Origin of the sequence: Nonomuraea aridisoli (assembly GCF_003236395.1) — a bacterium.
Taxonomy (GTDB): domain Bacteria; phylum Actinomycetota; class Actinomycetes; order Streptosporangiales; family Streptosporangiaceae; genus Nonomuraea; species Nonomuraea aridisoli.
On record NZ_POUD01000010.1, the window covers coordinates 36,229 to 49,511 of the forward strand.

Below are 13,283 nucleotides of genomic sequence, written 5' to 3' on the forward strand. Positions count from 1 at the left end.
AGAGATGTGAGGGGAACTTTCGTTATGCGTCGTGTCCTAGCCGCCGCTCTGCTCCTGACCGCCGGCTGCTCCAGCGTGCCGGCCCAGCCTGCCACCCAGCAGGCCGCGCAGTCCGCCGACCAGCCTCCCGGGGGTCCGGGCACGATCGCTTGGGGGCCGTGCACCGACATCAAGCGGCCCGACGGCGAGCCGCCGGCCCGCCAGGACGCCTCCGTGCGGTGCGGCAAGCTCGCGGTGCCCCTGGACTATGCCAAGCCCGACGGGGAGAAGCTGGAGCTCGCGCTGATCAAGCTGCCGGCCACCGGTCCGGGCAAGCGGCTGGGCTCGATGGTGTTCAACTTCGGCGGCCCCGGGGCGTCCGGCGTGGACACGCTCGACCAGGCGGGCAAGGCGCTGACGTCGCTGCGCACCCGTTATGACCTGGTCAGTTTCGACCCGCGCGGCGTCGAGCGCAGCTCCGGCGTACGCTGCGGCGGGACCGCGGAGATGGACAGGTTCACCTCGCTCGACACGCTGCCTCCCGACGAGGAGACGCACCGGGCGGCCGAGGCGGCCAACAAGGAGTTCGCCGCCCTGTGCCAGCAGCACTCCGGCAAGATCCTGCCGTACGTCGGCACCGTCAACGCCGCCCGCGACATGGACCGCATCCGCGCCGCCGTCGGCGACGCCAAGCTCAACTACGTCGGCATGTCGTACGGCACCCAGCTCGGCGGCGTCTACGCCACCCTGTTCCCCAAGAAGGTCGGCCGCATGGTGCTCGACGCGCCGCTCGACCCCACGGTCACCTTCGAGCAGCGCACGCTGGCCCAGACCCGCGGCTTCCAGCAGGCGTACGAGAGCTTCCTGCGCTCGTGCGTCAAGAGCGGCTCCTGCGAGGTGGGCCGGGACGAGGACACCGCGGACGCCAACGTCGAGAAGCTGATGACGCAGCTCACCGAGCGGCCGTTGCCGATCGGCGGGCGCGCGCTGACGCAGGGCCTGGCCTCGACCGGCGTGGCCGCCGCGCTCTACTCCGAACTGACCTGGCCGTTCCTGGAGCAGGCCCTCGGCGAGGCGCTCAAGGGCCGCGGCGAGGCGCTGATGTACCTCGCCGACACTTACACCGGCCGCTCCCCCGACGGCAAGTACTCCACCCAGATGACCAGTTTCCCGGCCATCACCTGCGTCGACACGGCCGAGCGTCCCGACGTCGCGACGCTGCGCCGCACCGAGGCGGCCGCGCTGAAGATCTCGCCGCTGTTCGGCAGCGAGGGCTCGGGCGGGCTGTGCCGGGTGTGGCCGGCCAAGGGCAGCGACGAGGCGCGGCACGTCGACGCCACCGGCTCGGCGCCGATCGTGGTGGTGGGCGGCAAGGGCGACCCCGCCACGCCGTACGAGTGGGCGCCCAAGCTGACGGCCCAGCTCAAGACCGCCACGCTGGTCACCTACGAGGGCGAGGGTCACGGGGCGTACCTGTCGGGCAGCAAGTGCGTCCAGGGGCTCGTGGACGGCTACCTGATCGAAGGCAGGCTCCCGCAGAAGGGCGCGACCTGCCCGGCCGCCTAGTCTTTGCGGTGTGACGGACTACTCATCGCAGATCGACAGGGAGACCTCGCGGCTGGCGGCGCTGGCCGGTGATCTGTCCGTCCCGGTGCCGACGTGCCCGGGATGGACGCTCGCCGAGCTGGTCACCCATGTCGGGCAGACCCACCGCTGGGCCGCGCACGTGCTGCGCGACCGGGTGCAGGAGCGCATCTGGTCGAAGCAGGTGGCCGGCGGGCTGCCCGAGGGCGCGAGCGGTGACGCGGACTGGCTGAGGGCCGGGGCCGCCGAGCTGCTCGACACGCTGCGCGCCACCGACCCGGCGACCCAGGTGTGGACGTGGGGGCCGGACCGGCGGGCGTCGTGGTGGCCGCGCCGGATGCTCTTCGAGCTGGTCGTGCACCGGGCCGACGCCGAGCTCGCGCTCGGCATCGAGCCGGAGATCGACGCCGCGACGGCGGCCGACGGCATCGAGGAGTACCTGCACAACCTGCCGTACGCGGCCTGGGTCACCCGGCCGCTGGCGGAGCTGGGGGTGGAGGGGGCCACGATCCACCTCCACGCCACCGACGCCGACGGCGAGTGGACCATCACGCAGGGCCCCGCCGGGAAGATCACGTGGGAACGCGGCCACGCCAAGGGCGACGTGGCCGTGCGCGGCCCGGTCGCCGACCTGCTGCTCGTGCTCTACGGCCGCCGCTCCCCCGACACGGCGGAGGTCTTCGGCGACCGCGACCTGCTGGACCGCTGGCTGGCGACGACCGCGTTCTGATGAGGCCCTGGACGCGCCGCCGCTCGGCGATCGGCGGCGTGTCCAGGGCGAAGGGGTGAACCGCTCGGGCCCGGGGTGTCGCGGGGAAGGCGGTGCCCGGGCCGGGCGGTCACCTGCGGTGGAAGACGCCGAAGACGCTGCCGGAGGTGTCGCGCAGGTAGGCGAAGTCGGTGCCGGCACCGTCGTCGATCACCTTGGTGAGCACCTTGCCGCCCAGCGCCTCGCTCCTGGCGCAGGTCTCCTCCACGTCGGCCACCTGCACATGGAAGATCGCGTGACTGGGAAACGCGCCCTCGGTGTTGTAGAGACCGCCCATCGGATGCCCGGCGTCCGGACGGCCGATCAGCCGGTAGTCGATCGGGCCCTCGTCACGCTCGAACGTCCAGCCGAACAGGCCGCCGTAGAACCGCTGGGCGCCCTCGGGGTCGTCGGACGCGACCTCGAACCACGTCACCGTGTTGTCCATCGTCGTCTCCCTCGCTTCTTTCGAACAAGACGACGATCTCTCACGTAAGCGACAACCCTATGTCGGTGTTTCGGAACGACTTATCGAGCGTCTAATCGAGAACCGTGCCGTGCACCACCATTTCCGGCACCTCGGTCGCGAAGCCTTCGAGCGGCCGGTCGGGGCAGCGCTCGGGGGTGACGGTGGCCGCGGCGATGCGGTCGAGGCGGAAGACGCGCACGTCGTCGCGCAGCCGGCACCACGCGACGAGATACCAGAACCCGCCGCGCCCGCCCAGGAACACCCCCGGCTCGACGTCGCGCGAGGTCAGCGCGCCCTTGGCGTCGGCGTAGTCGAGCCGCAGCACCCGCCGGCGCAGCAGCGCCTCCTCGATCGCCCGCGAGACGCCCTCGGCGCCGAGCGGCCGGACGTCGCCGCCCGGCTCGGACTCGGGCTGCATGAGCTGCACGCGGCGGGCCAGCTCGCGCGCCAGCTCGCCCTCCGAACCCGGCATGGCCGCCACGACCTTGCGTAACGCGCTGCGCGCCTGGCGGCCGAACGGCTGGTCGCCGGCCCGGCTCAGGGCCACCGCGATGGCCACGGCCTCGGCGGGGGTGAAGTTGAGCGGGGGCAGCGACATCTTCTTGTCGATGGCGTAGCCGCCCTTGCGCCCCGGCTCGGCGTAGATCGGCACGCCCGACTCCTGCAGCGCGGTGATGTCGCGCTCGATCGTGCGCACGCTGACCTCGAACCGCTCGGCCAGCTCGCGGGCCGAGCGGTGGCGGGGCGCGATGGCGCGCAGGTCTTCGACGAGTGCGTAGAGCCGGTCCGTACGATTCACAGCGGTGACGCTACGCGGCGGGACCGACAATCGCGGCGCGCCGGCCGAGGCCTCGACACTCGCATAACCCCGTGGACACAGGGGTCTCACGCTCCGGCGACCCCGGGCGGGGGCGCGTCTTTTTCACGTTCCGTAAAGTTCTCACGCGGCGCGCGTCCAGTCCAGAAGCCGGTCGAGGGGCCAGGTGTTGACGATCCGCCCGGCCTCGATGCCGCACCGGGCGGCGCGCTCGCAGCCGAACCGCTGCCAGTCGAGCTGGCCGGGCGCGTGCGCGTCGGAGTCGATCGCGAACACGCACCCCATCTCGTACGCCAGCCGCATCAGCCGCTTCGGCGGGTCGAGCCGGTCGGGACGGGAGTTGATCTCGACCGCCACCCCGAACCGCCGGCACGCCTCGAAGACCAGCTCCGCGTCGAACTCCGACTCCGGCCGCTTCACCCCCCGCTTCCCGCCCGCCCGCACCACGCGCCCGGTGCAGTGGCCGAGCACGTCCACCAGCGGGTCGGCCACCGCGGTGACCATGCGGCGGGTCATCTCTTCTCCGTCCATGCGCAGTTTGGAGTGCACGCTGGCCACCACCACGTCGAGCCGTTCGAGCAGCGCGGGGTCCTGGTCGAGCGAGCCGTCGGGGTTGACGTCCACCTCGATCCCGGTGAGCACCCGGAACGGCGCGAGCCGCCCGTTCAGCTCGGCCACGACGTCGAGCTGCCGTTCCAGCCGCTCGGCCGACAGGCCCTTGGCCACGGTCAGGCGCGGCGAGTGGTCGGTCAGCGCCACGTAGTCGTGGCCGAGCGCGATGGCGGCCTCGGCCATCTCCTCGATCGGCGAGCCGCCGTCGGACCAGTCGGAGTGGCTGTGCAGGTCGCCTTTCAGCGCCGTGCGCAGCGCGGCCGTCTCCGTGTCGAGCTCGATCTCGGCGGTTGCCCGCATTCTCCGCAGATACGTAGGAACCTGGCCGTCGAGACTCTCGTTGATGACGAGTGTGGTCACCTTGCCGATGCCGGGGAGATCGGCGAGCCCGCCGCCGCGTGAGAGTCGTACGAGTTCGTCACGGGGGAGGTCGGCGACGACGGACGCGGCGCGGCGGAAGGCCCGCACACGATACGTCGGCTCGCCGGCGCGTTCGAGCAGGAAGGCGATCTCACGCAGCGCGTCAACCGGTTCCATGCGTTCCGTCATACCCAGGCGGCCACGCCCGGGGCGTCCATGACCGCGCGAATCCAACACATGTTGAACGGGGAGACGGGCCGCCGCTAGGCTGAGCGGCCCAGGAAAGCAGGAGTTTGATGGCAGAACCGCCGCAGCCGCCCACGGTGCCGCCGCGCAAGTCCTCGAAGGTCGTCCCGCTGGTCGTCCTCGGGGTGCTGTCCGTGATGGTGGTCGGATACTGCGCGGCCGTCTCCGACGACGAGGACGTCGTCGCCGACTGCGTCCTGTACGTCGACGACGACTCCGCGGCCGCCGAGCAGGCCATGAGCGACTACTACGGGGCCACGCCGGGCAACGACTCCGACGAGCAGGCCGACGCCTCCCCCTCGCCGAGTCCCACCGCCTCGCCCCTGCCCGCGGGCTCGTACCAGGTCGTGGACGACGACTACTGCGATGACGACGACGGCCACGGCAGCGCCTACTACGGCGGGTCCCGGGGGGCGTACATGTGGTACTACGGCGGACGGCGGGTCGGCAACACGGTCCGGGGCGGCACCACCCTGCGCCCCTCCGACGTGAACATCAGCAGCCGGGGCGGCAAGGAGATCCAGCGCGGCGGCTTCGGCCGCAGCTGGAGCGGCGGGAGCTGACGTGCGGCGCGAGCACCACCCTCCCAGGGACGACTGGGAGAAGAGGATCGAGAGCCACGGCCTGGCCTACCACCGGGCCGCCCACCCGGCGGGCCTGAGCAGGCCCTACTGGGACGAGTCCGTCCACTACGTCTTCTCGCTGGAGGAGGTCGAGGCGCTGGAGGAGCAGGTCGAGGAGCTGCACGCCATGTGCCTGCGGGCCGCCGACCACGTGGTCTCCACCGGCCGCTTCGCCGACTTCGCCATCCCCGAGTGGGCGTGGGAGGAGGTCGCGCGCTCGTGGGAGCGGCGCGACGGCCACCTGTACGGCCGCTTCGACCTGCGCTACGACGGCACCGGCCCGGCCAAGCTGCTGGAGTACAACGCCGACACGCCGACCTCGCTGGTCGAGACGTCGGTCGTGCAGTGGTTCTGGCTGCAGGACGCCTTCCCCGGCGACGACCAGTGGAACTCCGTGCACGAACGGCTCATCGACCGCTGGCGCGAGCTGCGGCTGCCGCCCGGCCCCACCCACTTCGCCTTCACCAACGCCGACGAGACCGGCGAGGAGGCCATGACGGTGGCCTACCTCCAGGAGACCGCCGACCAGGCGGGCCTGCAGACGGTCGCCGTGGCCATGGAGGACATCGGCTGGGACGCGCTCAACCGCCGCTTCGTCGACGTCGAGGGCCGGATGATCCGCTCGGCGTTCAAGCTCTACCCGTGGGAGTGGATGTTGTCCGACGACTTCGGACGCCACGCCGTGCGCCACTCCACCTGGATCGAGCCGCTGTGGAAGGCGCTGTTGTCGAACAAGGCGCTGCTGGCCGTGTTGTGGGAGCTCAACCCCGGCCACCCCAACCTGCTGCCCGCCTATCTCGACGGCCCGCGCGAGCTGACCTCGTACATCGCCAAGCCGCTGCTCGGCCGGGAGGGCGCCTCCATGCGCATCGTCACCCCCGAGGGCACGCAGGAGACGACGGGGATCTACGGCCGCGAGGGCTACGTCTTCCAGGGCTTCGAGGCCCTGCCCGTCTTCGAGGGGCAGCGGCCGGTGCTCGGCGCCTGGGTGGTCGCCGACGAGGCGGCCGGCCTCGGCATCAGGGAGACGACCGGCCTGATCACCGACGACACCTCCTCGTTCGTCCCGCACCGCATCGCTGCCTGACCCCCCTTTCCCACCGCACCACGTGATAGGAACTGACGTGACCCTTCTCGAAACCCTCGCCCGCGGCGCGGGCGCCATCGCCGCCTACGCCGCCGTCGGCGTGATCCTGATGATCGTCGGTTTCTACGTGATCGACTGGGCCACGCCCGGCAAGCTCAGCGAGATCATCCGCCAGGAGCGCAACCCGAACGCCACCCTGCTCGCCTCCTCGGCGCTGGCCGCCGTCGGGCTCATCGTGGCCGCCTCCATCTGGGCCTCCGGCGGCCGGCTGGCGGAGGGCCTGGCGGGCACGGCCGTGTTCGGCCTCGTCGGCATCGTGGTGCAGACGGTCGCGATGCTGCTGTTCGACAAGGTCGTCGGCATCTCCGTACGCGAGCTGGTCAAGGAGCCCGAGCTGCAGCCCGGCGCACGGGTCCTGGCGGTGACGCACGTGGCGCTCGGCCTGATCACCGCGGTCGCCGTCATCTAGCCCCGTCATACAGCCCCGTCATCCAGGCGGGCGGTCCGGACAGGCGCGAACGCCCGTTCCGGACATCCTGCTGGACCTGGCACTCTAGAGGCGTGACAGACCGGACCAGGGAGGACACCACACGCAGGCTCGAGCGCGCCATGGGCGCGCTCGGCACCGCGGCGATGGCGCGCATGGACGAGCAACTGCCGTGGTTCCGCGCGCTGAGCGCCGAGGACCGTTCCTGGGTGGGGCTGGTGGCGCAGGCGGGGATCGCCGCGTTCGTCGAGTGGTTCCAGCACGCGGGCAAGGACCGTCCCACACCCAGCATCGAGTTCTTCGGCACGGCTCCGCGCGAGCTGAAGCGCTCCATCTCGCTCCAGCAGACCGTCGACATCGTCAGGGTCGTGGTCGAGGTCGTCGAGGCCCAGACCGACGAGCTGGCCGCCCCCGGCGGAGAGGACCAGCTCCAGCAGGCCATGCTGCGCTACACCCGCGACGTGGCCTTCGCCGCCGCCCAGGTCTACGCCCGCGAGGCGGAGGCCAGGGGCTCGTGGGACGCCCGGCTGGAGGCGCTGATCGTGGACGCCCTGGTCCGCGGCGAAGTCGACGACGGGCTGCACTCCTGGGCCGCCGCGCTCGGCTGGACGTCCTCCCCCGTCGTGGTCATCGCCGGCCACGCCCCCGACGACGACCCGCGGGCGGTCATCGACGGGCTGCGCGAGAAGGGCCGCCGCATCGGCATGGACCTGCTGGCCGGGGTGCAGGCCGACCGGCTCATCGTCATCGTGGGCGGCGCCGGCAGCGTCGACGACGCGGCCCGGCAGGTGGTCGCCCGCTTCGGCGTCGGGCCGGTCGTCATCGGCCCTGAGGTGCCCGACCTGCACGCCGCCGCCCGCTCCGCCAGGGCGGCGCTGGCCGGGCTGAAGGCGTCCTGCGGCTGGCCGGACGCGCCGCGGCCGGTGCACGCCGAGGACCTGCTGGCCGAGCGGGCGCTCGACGGCGACGCCGACGCCCGCCGGCAGCTCATCGAGAACGTCTACCTGCCGCTGGCCGGCACGCCGCTGCTCGACACGCTGGCGACGTACCTGGAGCAGGGCACCTCGCTGGAGGCGACGGCGCGGCTGCTGTTCGTCCACCCCAACACCGTCCGCTACCGGCTGAAGAAGATCACCGAACTGACCGGCTACCAGCCGACCGAGGGCAGGTCGGCCTTCACGCTTCAGGTCGGGCTCATCCTCGGCAGGCTGTCGGAGAGCGCCGAAACCTGGCGCGCTCTAACGTAATGCCGCCGAAATCCCCACTGTGGCCTTCCTACAAAAGACCCTGGACAAAGTTCGTACGGATCTCCATCCTCGTGTCGGAGTTCTACAGGGCATGGTGGGTTTTGTGCTTGTACTCGTCGCTCCGGGCCAAGGCGCCCAAACACCAGGCTTCCTGACTCCGTGGCTCGAGCTGCCCGGGCTCGCCGACCGGCTCGGCGCCTGGTCCGAGGTCGTCGGGCTCGATCTGGTGGCCTACGGCACGACCGCCGGCGCAGACGAGATCCGCGACACCGCCGTCGCCCAGCCGCTGCTCGTGGCCGCCGCGCTGGCCTCCGCCGAGGCGCTCGGCGCGACGCCCGACGTGCTCGCGGGCCACAGCGTCGGCGAGTTCGCCGCCGCCGCCCTGGCCGGGGTGCTCACCCCGGAGCAGGCGCTCTCCCTCGTCCGCGACCGTGCCCAGGCCATGGCCAAGGCCGCCGCGGTGACCGAGACCGGCATGACCGCCGTGCTCGGCGGCGCCGAGGACGACGTGCTCGCCGCCATCGAGCGCCACGGCCTGACGGCCGCCAACATCAACGGCGCCGGCCAGATCGTGGCCGGCGGCACGCTCGAGCAGTTGGCCGCGTTCAAGGACGACGCGCCGGCCCGTGCCCGGCTCATCCCGCTGTCCGTGGCGGGCGCGTTCCACACCCGTCACATGGCCCCGGCCGTGGAGAGCCTGCGCGAGGCCGCCCAGCAGGTCGCCCCCGCCGACCCGCGGGTCACGCTGCTGTCCAACGCCGACGGGCAGGCGGTCGGGAGCGGCGCCGAGTTCCTCGACCGGCTCGTCAAGCAGGTGAGCAACCCCGTCCGGTGGGACTCCTGCATGGAGACCATGGCCGGTCTCGGCGTCACCGCGATGATCGAGCTGCTGCCCGGCGGCACGCTGACCGGCCTCGCCAAGCGCGGGCTGCGCGGTGTGCGGACGGTGGCGCTCAAGACCCCAGACGACCTCGACGCGGCCAGGGAGCTGATCAAGTGAGGATCCCCGACATCGCCCCCGGCGCGAAGGTTCTGGCCCTGGGCCACTACCAGCCGGCCCACGTGGTGACCAACGACGACCTGGCCAAGACCATGGAGACCAACGACGAGTGGATCCAGTCGCGGGTCGGCATCAAGGAGCGCAGGGTCGCCCAGGAGGAGTCCGTCGAGGACATGGCGACCATCGCCGGCGGCAAGGCGCTGGCGGCCGGCGGCCTGTCCCCCGAGGACATCGACCTCGTCATCGTGGCCACCTGCACGCTGGAGACGCAGATCCCCAACGCCTCCGCGGTCGTGGCCCACCGCCTCGGCATCAAGTCGCCGGGCGCGTTCGACGTCAACGCCGCCTGCGCCGGGTTCTGCTACGCGCTCGCCACCGCCAGCGCCGCCGTGCGCGGCGGTGCCGCCAGGAACGTGCTCGTCATCGGCTCCGAGAAGTTGTCGCAGTGGGTCGACTGGACCGACCGGTCCACCGCCGTGATCTTCGCCGACGGCGCCGGAGCCGCGGTGGTCGGCCCGTCCGAGACGCCCGGCATCGGCCCCGTGGTGTGGGGCAGCTCCGGCGACAAGTTCGACGCCATCGAGATCAAGGACCGCGCCGACTTCCTGCACCAGGAGGGCCAGACGGTCTTCCGGTGGGCCACCACCGCCCTGCACCCCGTGGCGCTGGAGGCCTGCGCCCGCGCGGGCGTCGAGCCGTCCGAGCTGTCGGCGTTCGTGCCCCACCAGGCAAACCTGCGCATCGTCGAGGCCATCGCCCGCAAGCTGGGCGCCGACAAGGCCGTCGTCGCGCGTGACATCGTCCACGCGGGCAACACCTCTGCCGCCTCGATCCCGCTCGCGCTCTCGCGCATGCTGGAGCGCGGCGAGGTCCGCTCGGGCGGTCTCGCTCTCGTGCTCGGCTTCGGCGCGGGCCTGACGTACGCGGGGCAAGTGATCGAGATCCCCTGACGGGGTCGCGGTCCATTTCATGAGCTTGTGCGGCCCTGCCGCACAGACACCAGGAAACCAAAGGAGAACTAGCGACATGGCTGCCACCGAGCAGGAAATCCTCGCGGGCCTCGGCAAGATCATCAACGAGATCACCGGCATTCCGGCCTCCGAGGTGACCCCTGAGAAGAGCTTCGTGGACGACCTCGACATCGACTCCCTGTCCATGGTCGAGATCGCCGTGGCCGCCCAGGACGAGTTCGGCGTCGAGATCCCCGACGACCAGCTCAAGAACCTGAAGACGGTCAAGGACGTCCTCACCTTCATCCAGGGCTGACCGAAGCACACCCAACTGATCAGTAAGGAGCGCGAAACGTGAGTGCGAACCGGGTACGTGTCGTCGTTACCGGGCTAGGCGCGACGACGCCCGTCGGTGGAGACGTCACCTCGTCCTGGACGGCGCTCCTCGCCGGTCAGTCGGGTGTCGAGACGCTCACCACGGACTGGATCGACTCCGTCCCCGTGAAGTTCGCGGGGACGGCGGCGGTCGATCCGACCGAGGTGCTGCCGCGGCCCGAGTCCCGCCGCCTCGACCGCAGCGAGCAGTTCGCGCTGGTCGCCGCCAGGGAGGCCTGGCAGGACGCCGGCGCCCCCGAGGTGGCGCCCGAGCGGCTCGGCGTCGTGGTCTCCAGCGGCATCGGCGGCATCTCGACGACGCTGAGCGCGTACGACACCTGGCGGGAGAAGGGCTGGAACCGGCTTTCGCCGTTCACCGTGCCGATGCTCATGCCCAACGGCCCCGCCGCCTGGATCGGGCTCGACCTGAAGGCCCAGGCCGGCGTGCACGCCACGGTGTCGGCCTGCGCCTCCGGAGCGGAGGCCATCGGCCACGCGATGGACATGATCAGGGCCGGCCGCGCCGACGTGGTGGTCGCCGGCGGCACCGAGGCCGCGATCCACGGCCTCAACATGGCGGCCTTCGCCGCCGCGCGGGCCATGTCGACCCGCAACGACGACCCGGCGGCCGCGTCCCGGCCGTGGGACCGCGCCCGTGACGGCTTCGTCCTCGGCGAGGGCGCGGGCATCGTGGTGCTGGAGTCCGAGGAGTACGCCAAGGCCCGCGGCGCGCGCATCTACGCGTACTGCGCGGGTGTGGGCTACTCCGCCGACGCCCACCACATCACGCAGCCGGAGCCCGAGGGCCGCGGCATCATCATGGCGATGACGCAGTCGCTCACCGACGCCGGCATCAGCGGCCTCGACGTCAAGCACGTCAACGCGCACGCCACCTCGACGCCCGCGGGCGACGTCGGTGAGGTGCAGGCGGTGGCCAAGGCCATCGGCACCCATCCGCTGGTGACCTCGACCAAGTCGATGACGGGTCACCTGCTGGGCGGTGCGGGCGGCATCGAGTCCGTCTTCACCATCAAGGCCCTGCAGGAGCGGATCGTCCCCGCCACCATCAACCTCGACGACCTCGACGACGGCATCGATGTCGACCTCGTCTACGGCAAGCACCGCGCACTGCCGGACGGCGACATCGCCGCGATCAACAACTCGTTCGGCTTCGGAGGCCACAACGTTTCCGTCGTCTTTAAGGGGGCTTAAATGACCGTGCTCGACAACCGGGTGGTGACCGACGGCTCTGATCAGGAGCCCGCCGATCCCCGCGACCCGGCCGTCCGCCTGGCCGCGCTGCTCGACGAGGGCTCGGTACGACTGATCACTCCCCAGGACAAGAGCGGCGTGCTGGCCGCCATGGGCCGCGTCGAAGGCGTCCCCGTCGTCGCCTTCTGCAGCGACGCCCGCTCCCAGGGCGGCGCCATGGGCAGCGAGGGTTGCGAGCACATCGTGCACGCCTACGACGTGGCCGTACGCGAGCGGGTGCCGGTCATCGGCATCTGGCACTCCGGCGGCGCGCGGATCCCCGAGGGCGTGGAGTCGCTGCACGGCGTCGGACGGGTGTTCGCCGCCATGACCAAGGCCTCCGGCATCGTGCCGCAGATCTCCGTGGTGGTCGGCCCGGCCGCCGGCGGCGCCGCCTACGGGCCCGCCCTCACCGACCTGGTCATCCTGGCCGACTCCGGCCGCATCTTCGTCACCGGCCCCGACGTCGTGCGCAGCGTCACCGGCGAGAACGTCGACAGCGCCGCCCTGGGCGGCCCCGAGCCGCACAGCAAGCGCAGCGGTGTCGTCCACGTCGTGACCAAGACCGAGACCGACGCGTACGTCAAGGCGCGCCAGCTCACCACGCTCCTCGGCCACCAGGGCCGGGTGCGCAACGGCGCGATCGACGAAGTCGACTTCTCCAAACTGCTGCCCGACTCCGCGCGTCGTGCCTACGACGTCAAGCCTCTGGTCAACGGCCTGCTCGACGAGCCCGGCATCGAGCTTCACCCCAAGTGGGCGCCCAACATCGTCACGTCGCTGGGCCGCCTCGGCGGCCGGACGGTCGGTGTGATCGCCAACAACCCGATGCGGCTCGGCGGCTGCCTCGACGCCACGTCCGCCGAGAAGGCCGCCAGGTTCGTACGTATGTGTGACGCTTTCGGGGTGCCGTTGGTTGTCATCGTGGACGTGCCCGGTTACCTGCCGGGTGTCGGCCAGGAGCACGACGGGGTCGTGCGGCGCGGCGCCAAGCTGCTGCACGCCTTCGCCGAGGCCTCCGTGCCGCGCGTCACGCTGATGACCCGCAAGGCGTACGGCGGGGCGTACATCGCGATGAACTCCCGCGCCCTGGGCGCCACCAAGGTCTTCGCCTGGCCGACGGCCGAGGTCGCGGTCATGGGATCGGTGGCCGCGGTGCGCATCCTCAAGCGGCGCGACATCGCCGCCGCCCCCGAGGAGGAGCGGGCCGAGCTGGAGCATCGCCTGGCCGAGGAGCACGAGAAGCTCGTCGGCGGCCTGGCCAGGGCCCAGGACGTCGGCGTGATCGACGAGGTGATCAAGCCCGAGGAGACCCGCGGCGCCATCGCCAAGCTCCTCGCCCAGGCCACCCCGGCCCGCGGCGCCCACGGCAACATCCCGCTGTAGAACCCTTCCGCCAACGGCGAGGGCCCCGCACGACGTCGTGCGGGGCCCTCGCCGTTCCGCTG

At 71.7% G+C, this 13,283-nt stretch carries 14 protein-coding genes; 11 read left to right on the forward strand and 3 right to left on the reverse strand.

The genetic code is table 11. From position 1 onward, the window contains the following. Positions 1 to 24 precede the first annotated feature (24 nt). Positions 25 to 1,545: an alpha/beta hydrolase gene (locus C1J01_RS04450; protein ID WP_111176250.1), complete on the forward strand. Its 1,521-nt coding sequence runs from the start codon at positions 25 to 27 to the stop codon at positions 1,543 to 1,545. Between the two features lie 10 nt (positions 1,546 to 1,555). Beyond that, a complete protein-coding gene (locus C1J01_RS04455) occupies positions 1,556 to 2,293 on the forward strand; it encodes a maleylpyruvate isomerase family mycothiol-dependent enzyme (RefSeq protein WP_111176252.1) in 738 nt (245 codons plus the stop codon). A gap of 109 nt (positions 2,294 to 2,402) precedes the next feature. On the opposite strand, the gene C1J01_RS04460 is transcribed toward C1J01_RS04455, so the two are convergent. From C1J01_RS04460 to C1J01_RS04470, 3 genes are all read right to left on the reverse strand, one after another. After that, positions 2,403 to 2,759, reverse strand: coding sequence for a VOC family protein (locus C1J01_RS04460; RefSeq protein ID WP_111176254.1), 357 nt, complete (start codon positions 2,757 to 2,759; stop codon positions 2,403 to 2,405). A 91-nt stretch (positions 2,760 to 2,850) separates the two neighbouring features. Continuing rightward, positions 2,851 to 3,579 (reverse strand): helix-turn-helix transcriptional regulator, encoded by a 729-nt coding sequence (locus tag C1J01_RS04465; RefSeq protein ID WP_111176256.1) that lies wholly within the window; start codon positions 3,577 to 3,579, stop codon positions 2,851 to 2,853. A gap of 141 nt (positions 3,580 to 3,720) precedes the next feature. Next, on the reverse strand, positions 3,721 to 4,746 hold the full coding sequence (locus C1J01_RS04470) for a PHP domain-containing protein (protein WP_111176324.1): 1,026 nt from the start codon (positions 4,744 to 4,746) through the stop codon (positions 3,721 to 3,723). 119 nt (positions 4,747 to 4,865) lie between these two features. Here C1J01_RS04470 and C1J01_RS04475 point away from each other — a divergent pair, with 119 nt between their 5' ends. The 9 genes from C1J01_RS04475 to C1J01_RS04515 all read left to right on the forward strand — a co-directional run bounded on the left by C1J01_RS04475 (position 4,866) and on the right by C1J01_RS04515 (position 13,221). Further along, positions 4,866 to 5,378 carry a hypothetical protein gene (locus C1J01_RS04475; RefSeq protein ID WP_111176258.1) on the forward strand — a complete coding sequence of 171 codons (513 nt, stop codon included), beginning with the start codon at positions 4,866 to 4,868 and terminating at the stop codon, positions 5,376 to 5,378. Between the two features lies 1 nt (position 5,379). Then, positions 5,380 to 6,525, forward strand: a complete 1,146-nt coding sequence (locus C1J01_RS04480) for a glutathionylspermidine synthase family protein (RefSeq protein WP_111176260.1) — start codon at positions 5,380 to 5,382, stop codon at positions 6,523 to 6,525. A gap of 37 nt (positions 6,526 to 6,562) precedes the next feature. Beyond that, complete coding sequence (locus C1J01_RS04485; RefSeq protein WP_111176262.1) at positions 6,563 to 6,994, forward strand: DUF350 domain-containing protein; 432 nt, start codon at positions 6,563 to 6,565, stop codon at positions 6,992 to 6,994. A 140-nt stretch (positions 6,995 to 7,134) separates the two neighbouring features. Next, positions 7,135 to 8,259 (forward strand): PucR family transcriptional regulator, encoded by a 1,125-nt coding sequence (locus C1J01_RS04490; protein WP_111176264.1) that lies wholly within the window; start codon positions 7,135 to 7,137, stop codon positions 8,257 to 8,259. A gap of 103 nt (positions 8,260 to 8,362) precedes the next feature. Beyond that, complete coding sequence (locus C1J01_RS04495; protein ID WP_111176326.1) at positions 8,363 to 9,259, forward strand: ACP S-malonyltransferase; 897 nt, start codon at positions 8,363 to 8,365, stop codon at positions 9,257 to 9,259. Then, on the forward strand, positions 9,256 to 10,209 hold the full coding sequence (locus C1J01_RS04500) for a beta-ketoacyl-ACP synthase III (protein WP_111176266.1): 954 nt from the start codon (positions 9,256 to 9,258) through the stop codon (positions 10,207 to 10,209). Before C1J01_RS04495 ends, C1J01_RS04500 begins: the two co-directional genes overlap by 4 nt. A gap of 76 nt (positions 10,210 to 10,285) precedes the next feature. Then, positions 10,286 to 10,525, forward strand: coding sequence for an acyl carrier protein (locus C1J01_RS04505; RefSeq protein WP_055506111.1), 240 nt, complete (start codon positions 10,286 to 10,288; stop codon positions 10,523 to 10,525). 38 nt (positions 10,526 to 10,563) lie between these two features. Further along, positions 10,564 to 11,796, forward strand: a complete 1,233-nt coding sequence (fabF, locus tag C1J01_RS04510) for a beta-ketoacyl-ACP synthase II (protein ID WP_111176268.1) — start codon at positions 10,564 to 10,566, stop codon at positions 11,794 to 11,796. Then, positions 11,797 to 13,221 carry an acyl-CoA carboxylase subunit beta gene (locus C1J01_RS04515; RefSeq protein WP_111176270.1) on the forward strand — a complete coding sequence of 475 codons (1,425 nt, stop codon included), beginning with the start codon at positions 11,797 to 11,799 and terminating at the stop codon, positions 13,219 to 13,221. It abuts the gene before it with no gap. The last annotated feature ends 62 nt before the right edge of the window (positions 13,222 to 13,283 follow it).

Excerpts from the sequence above, each read along its gene's own strand:
- C1J01_RS04460 (WP_111176254.1), bottom strand. The coding sequence starts at position 2,759 with ATGGACAACACGGTGACGTGGTTCGAGGTCGCGTCCGACGACCCCGAG.
- C1J01_RS04470 (WP_111176324.1), bottom strand. The coding sequence starts at position 4,746 with ATGGAACCGGTTGACGCGCTGCGTGAGATCGCCTTCCTGCTCGAACGC.
- C1J01_RS04505 (WP_055506111.1), top strand. The coding sequence starts at position 10,286 with ATGGCTGCCACCGAGCAGGAAATCCTCGCGGGCCTCGGCAAGATCATC.
- C1J01_RS04515 (WP_111176270.1), top strand. The coding sequence starts at position 11,797 with ATGACCGTGCTCGACAACCGGGTGGTGACCGACGGCTCTGATCAGGAG.
- C1J01_RS04450 (WP_111176250.1), top strand. The coding sequence starts at position 25 with ATGCGTCGTGTCCTAGCCGCCGCTCTGCTCCTGACCGCCGGCTGCTCC.
- C1J01_RS04490 (WP_111176264.1), top strand. The coding sequence starts at position 7,135 with ATGGGCGCGCTCGGCACCGCGGCGATGGCGCGCATGGACGAGCAACTG.
- C1J01_RS04475 (WP_111176258.1), top strand. The coding sequence starts at position 4,866 with ATGGCAGAACCGCCGCAGCCGCCCACGGTGCCGCCGCGCAAGTCCTCG.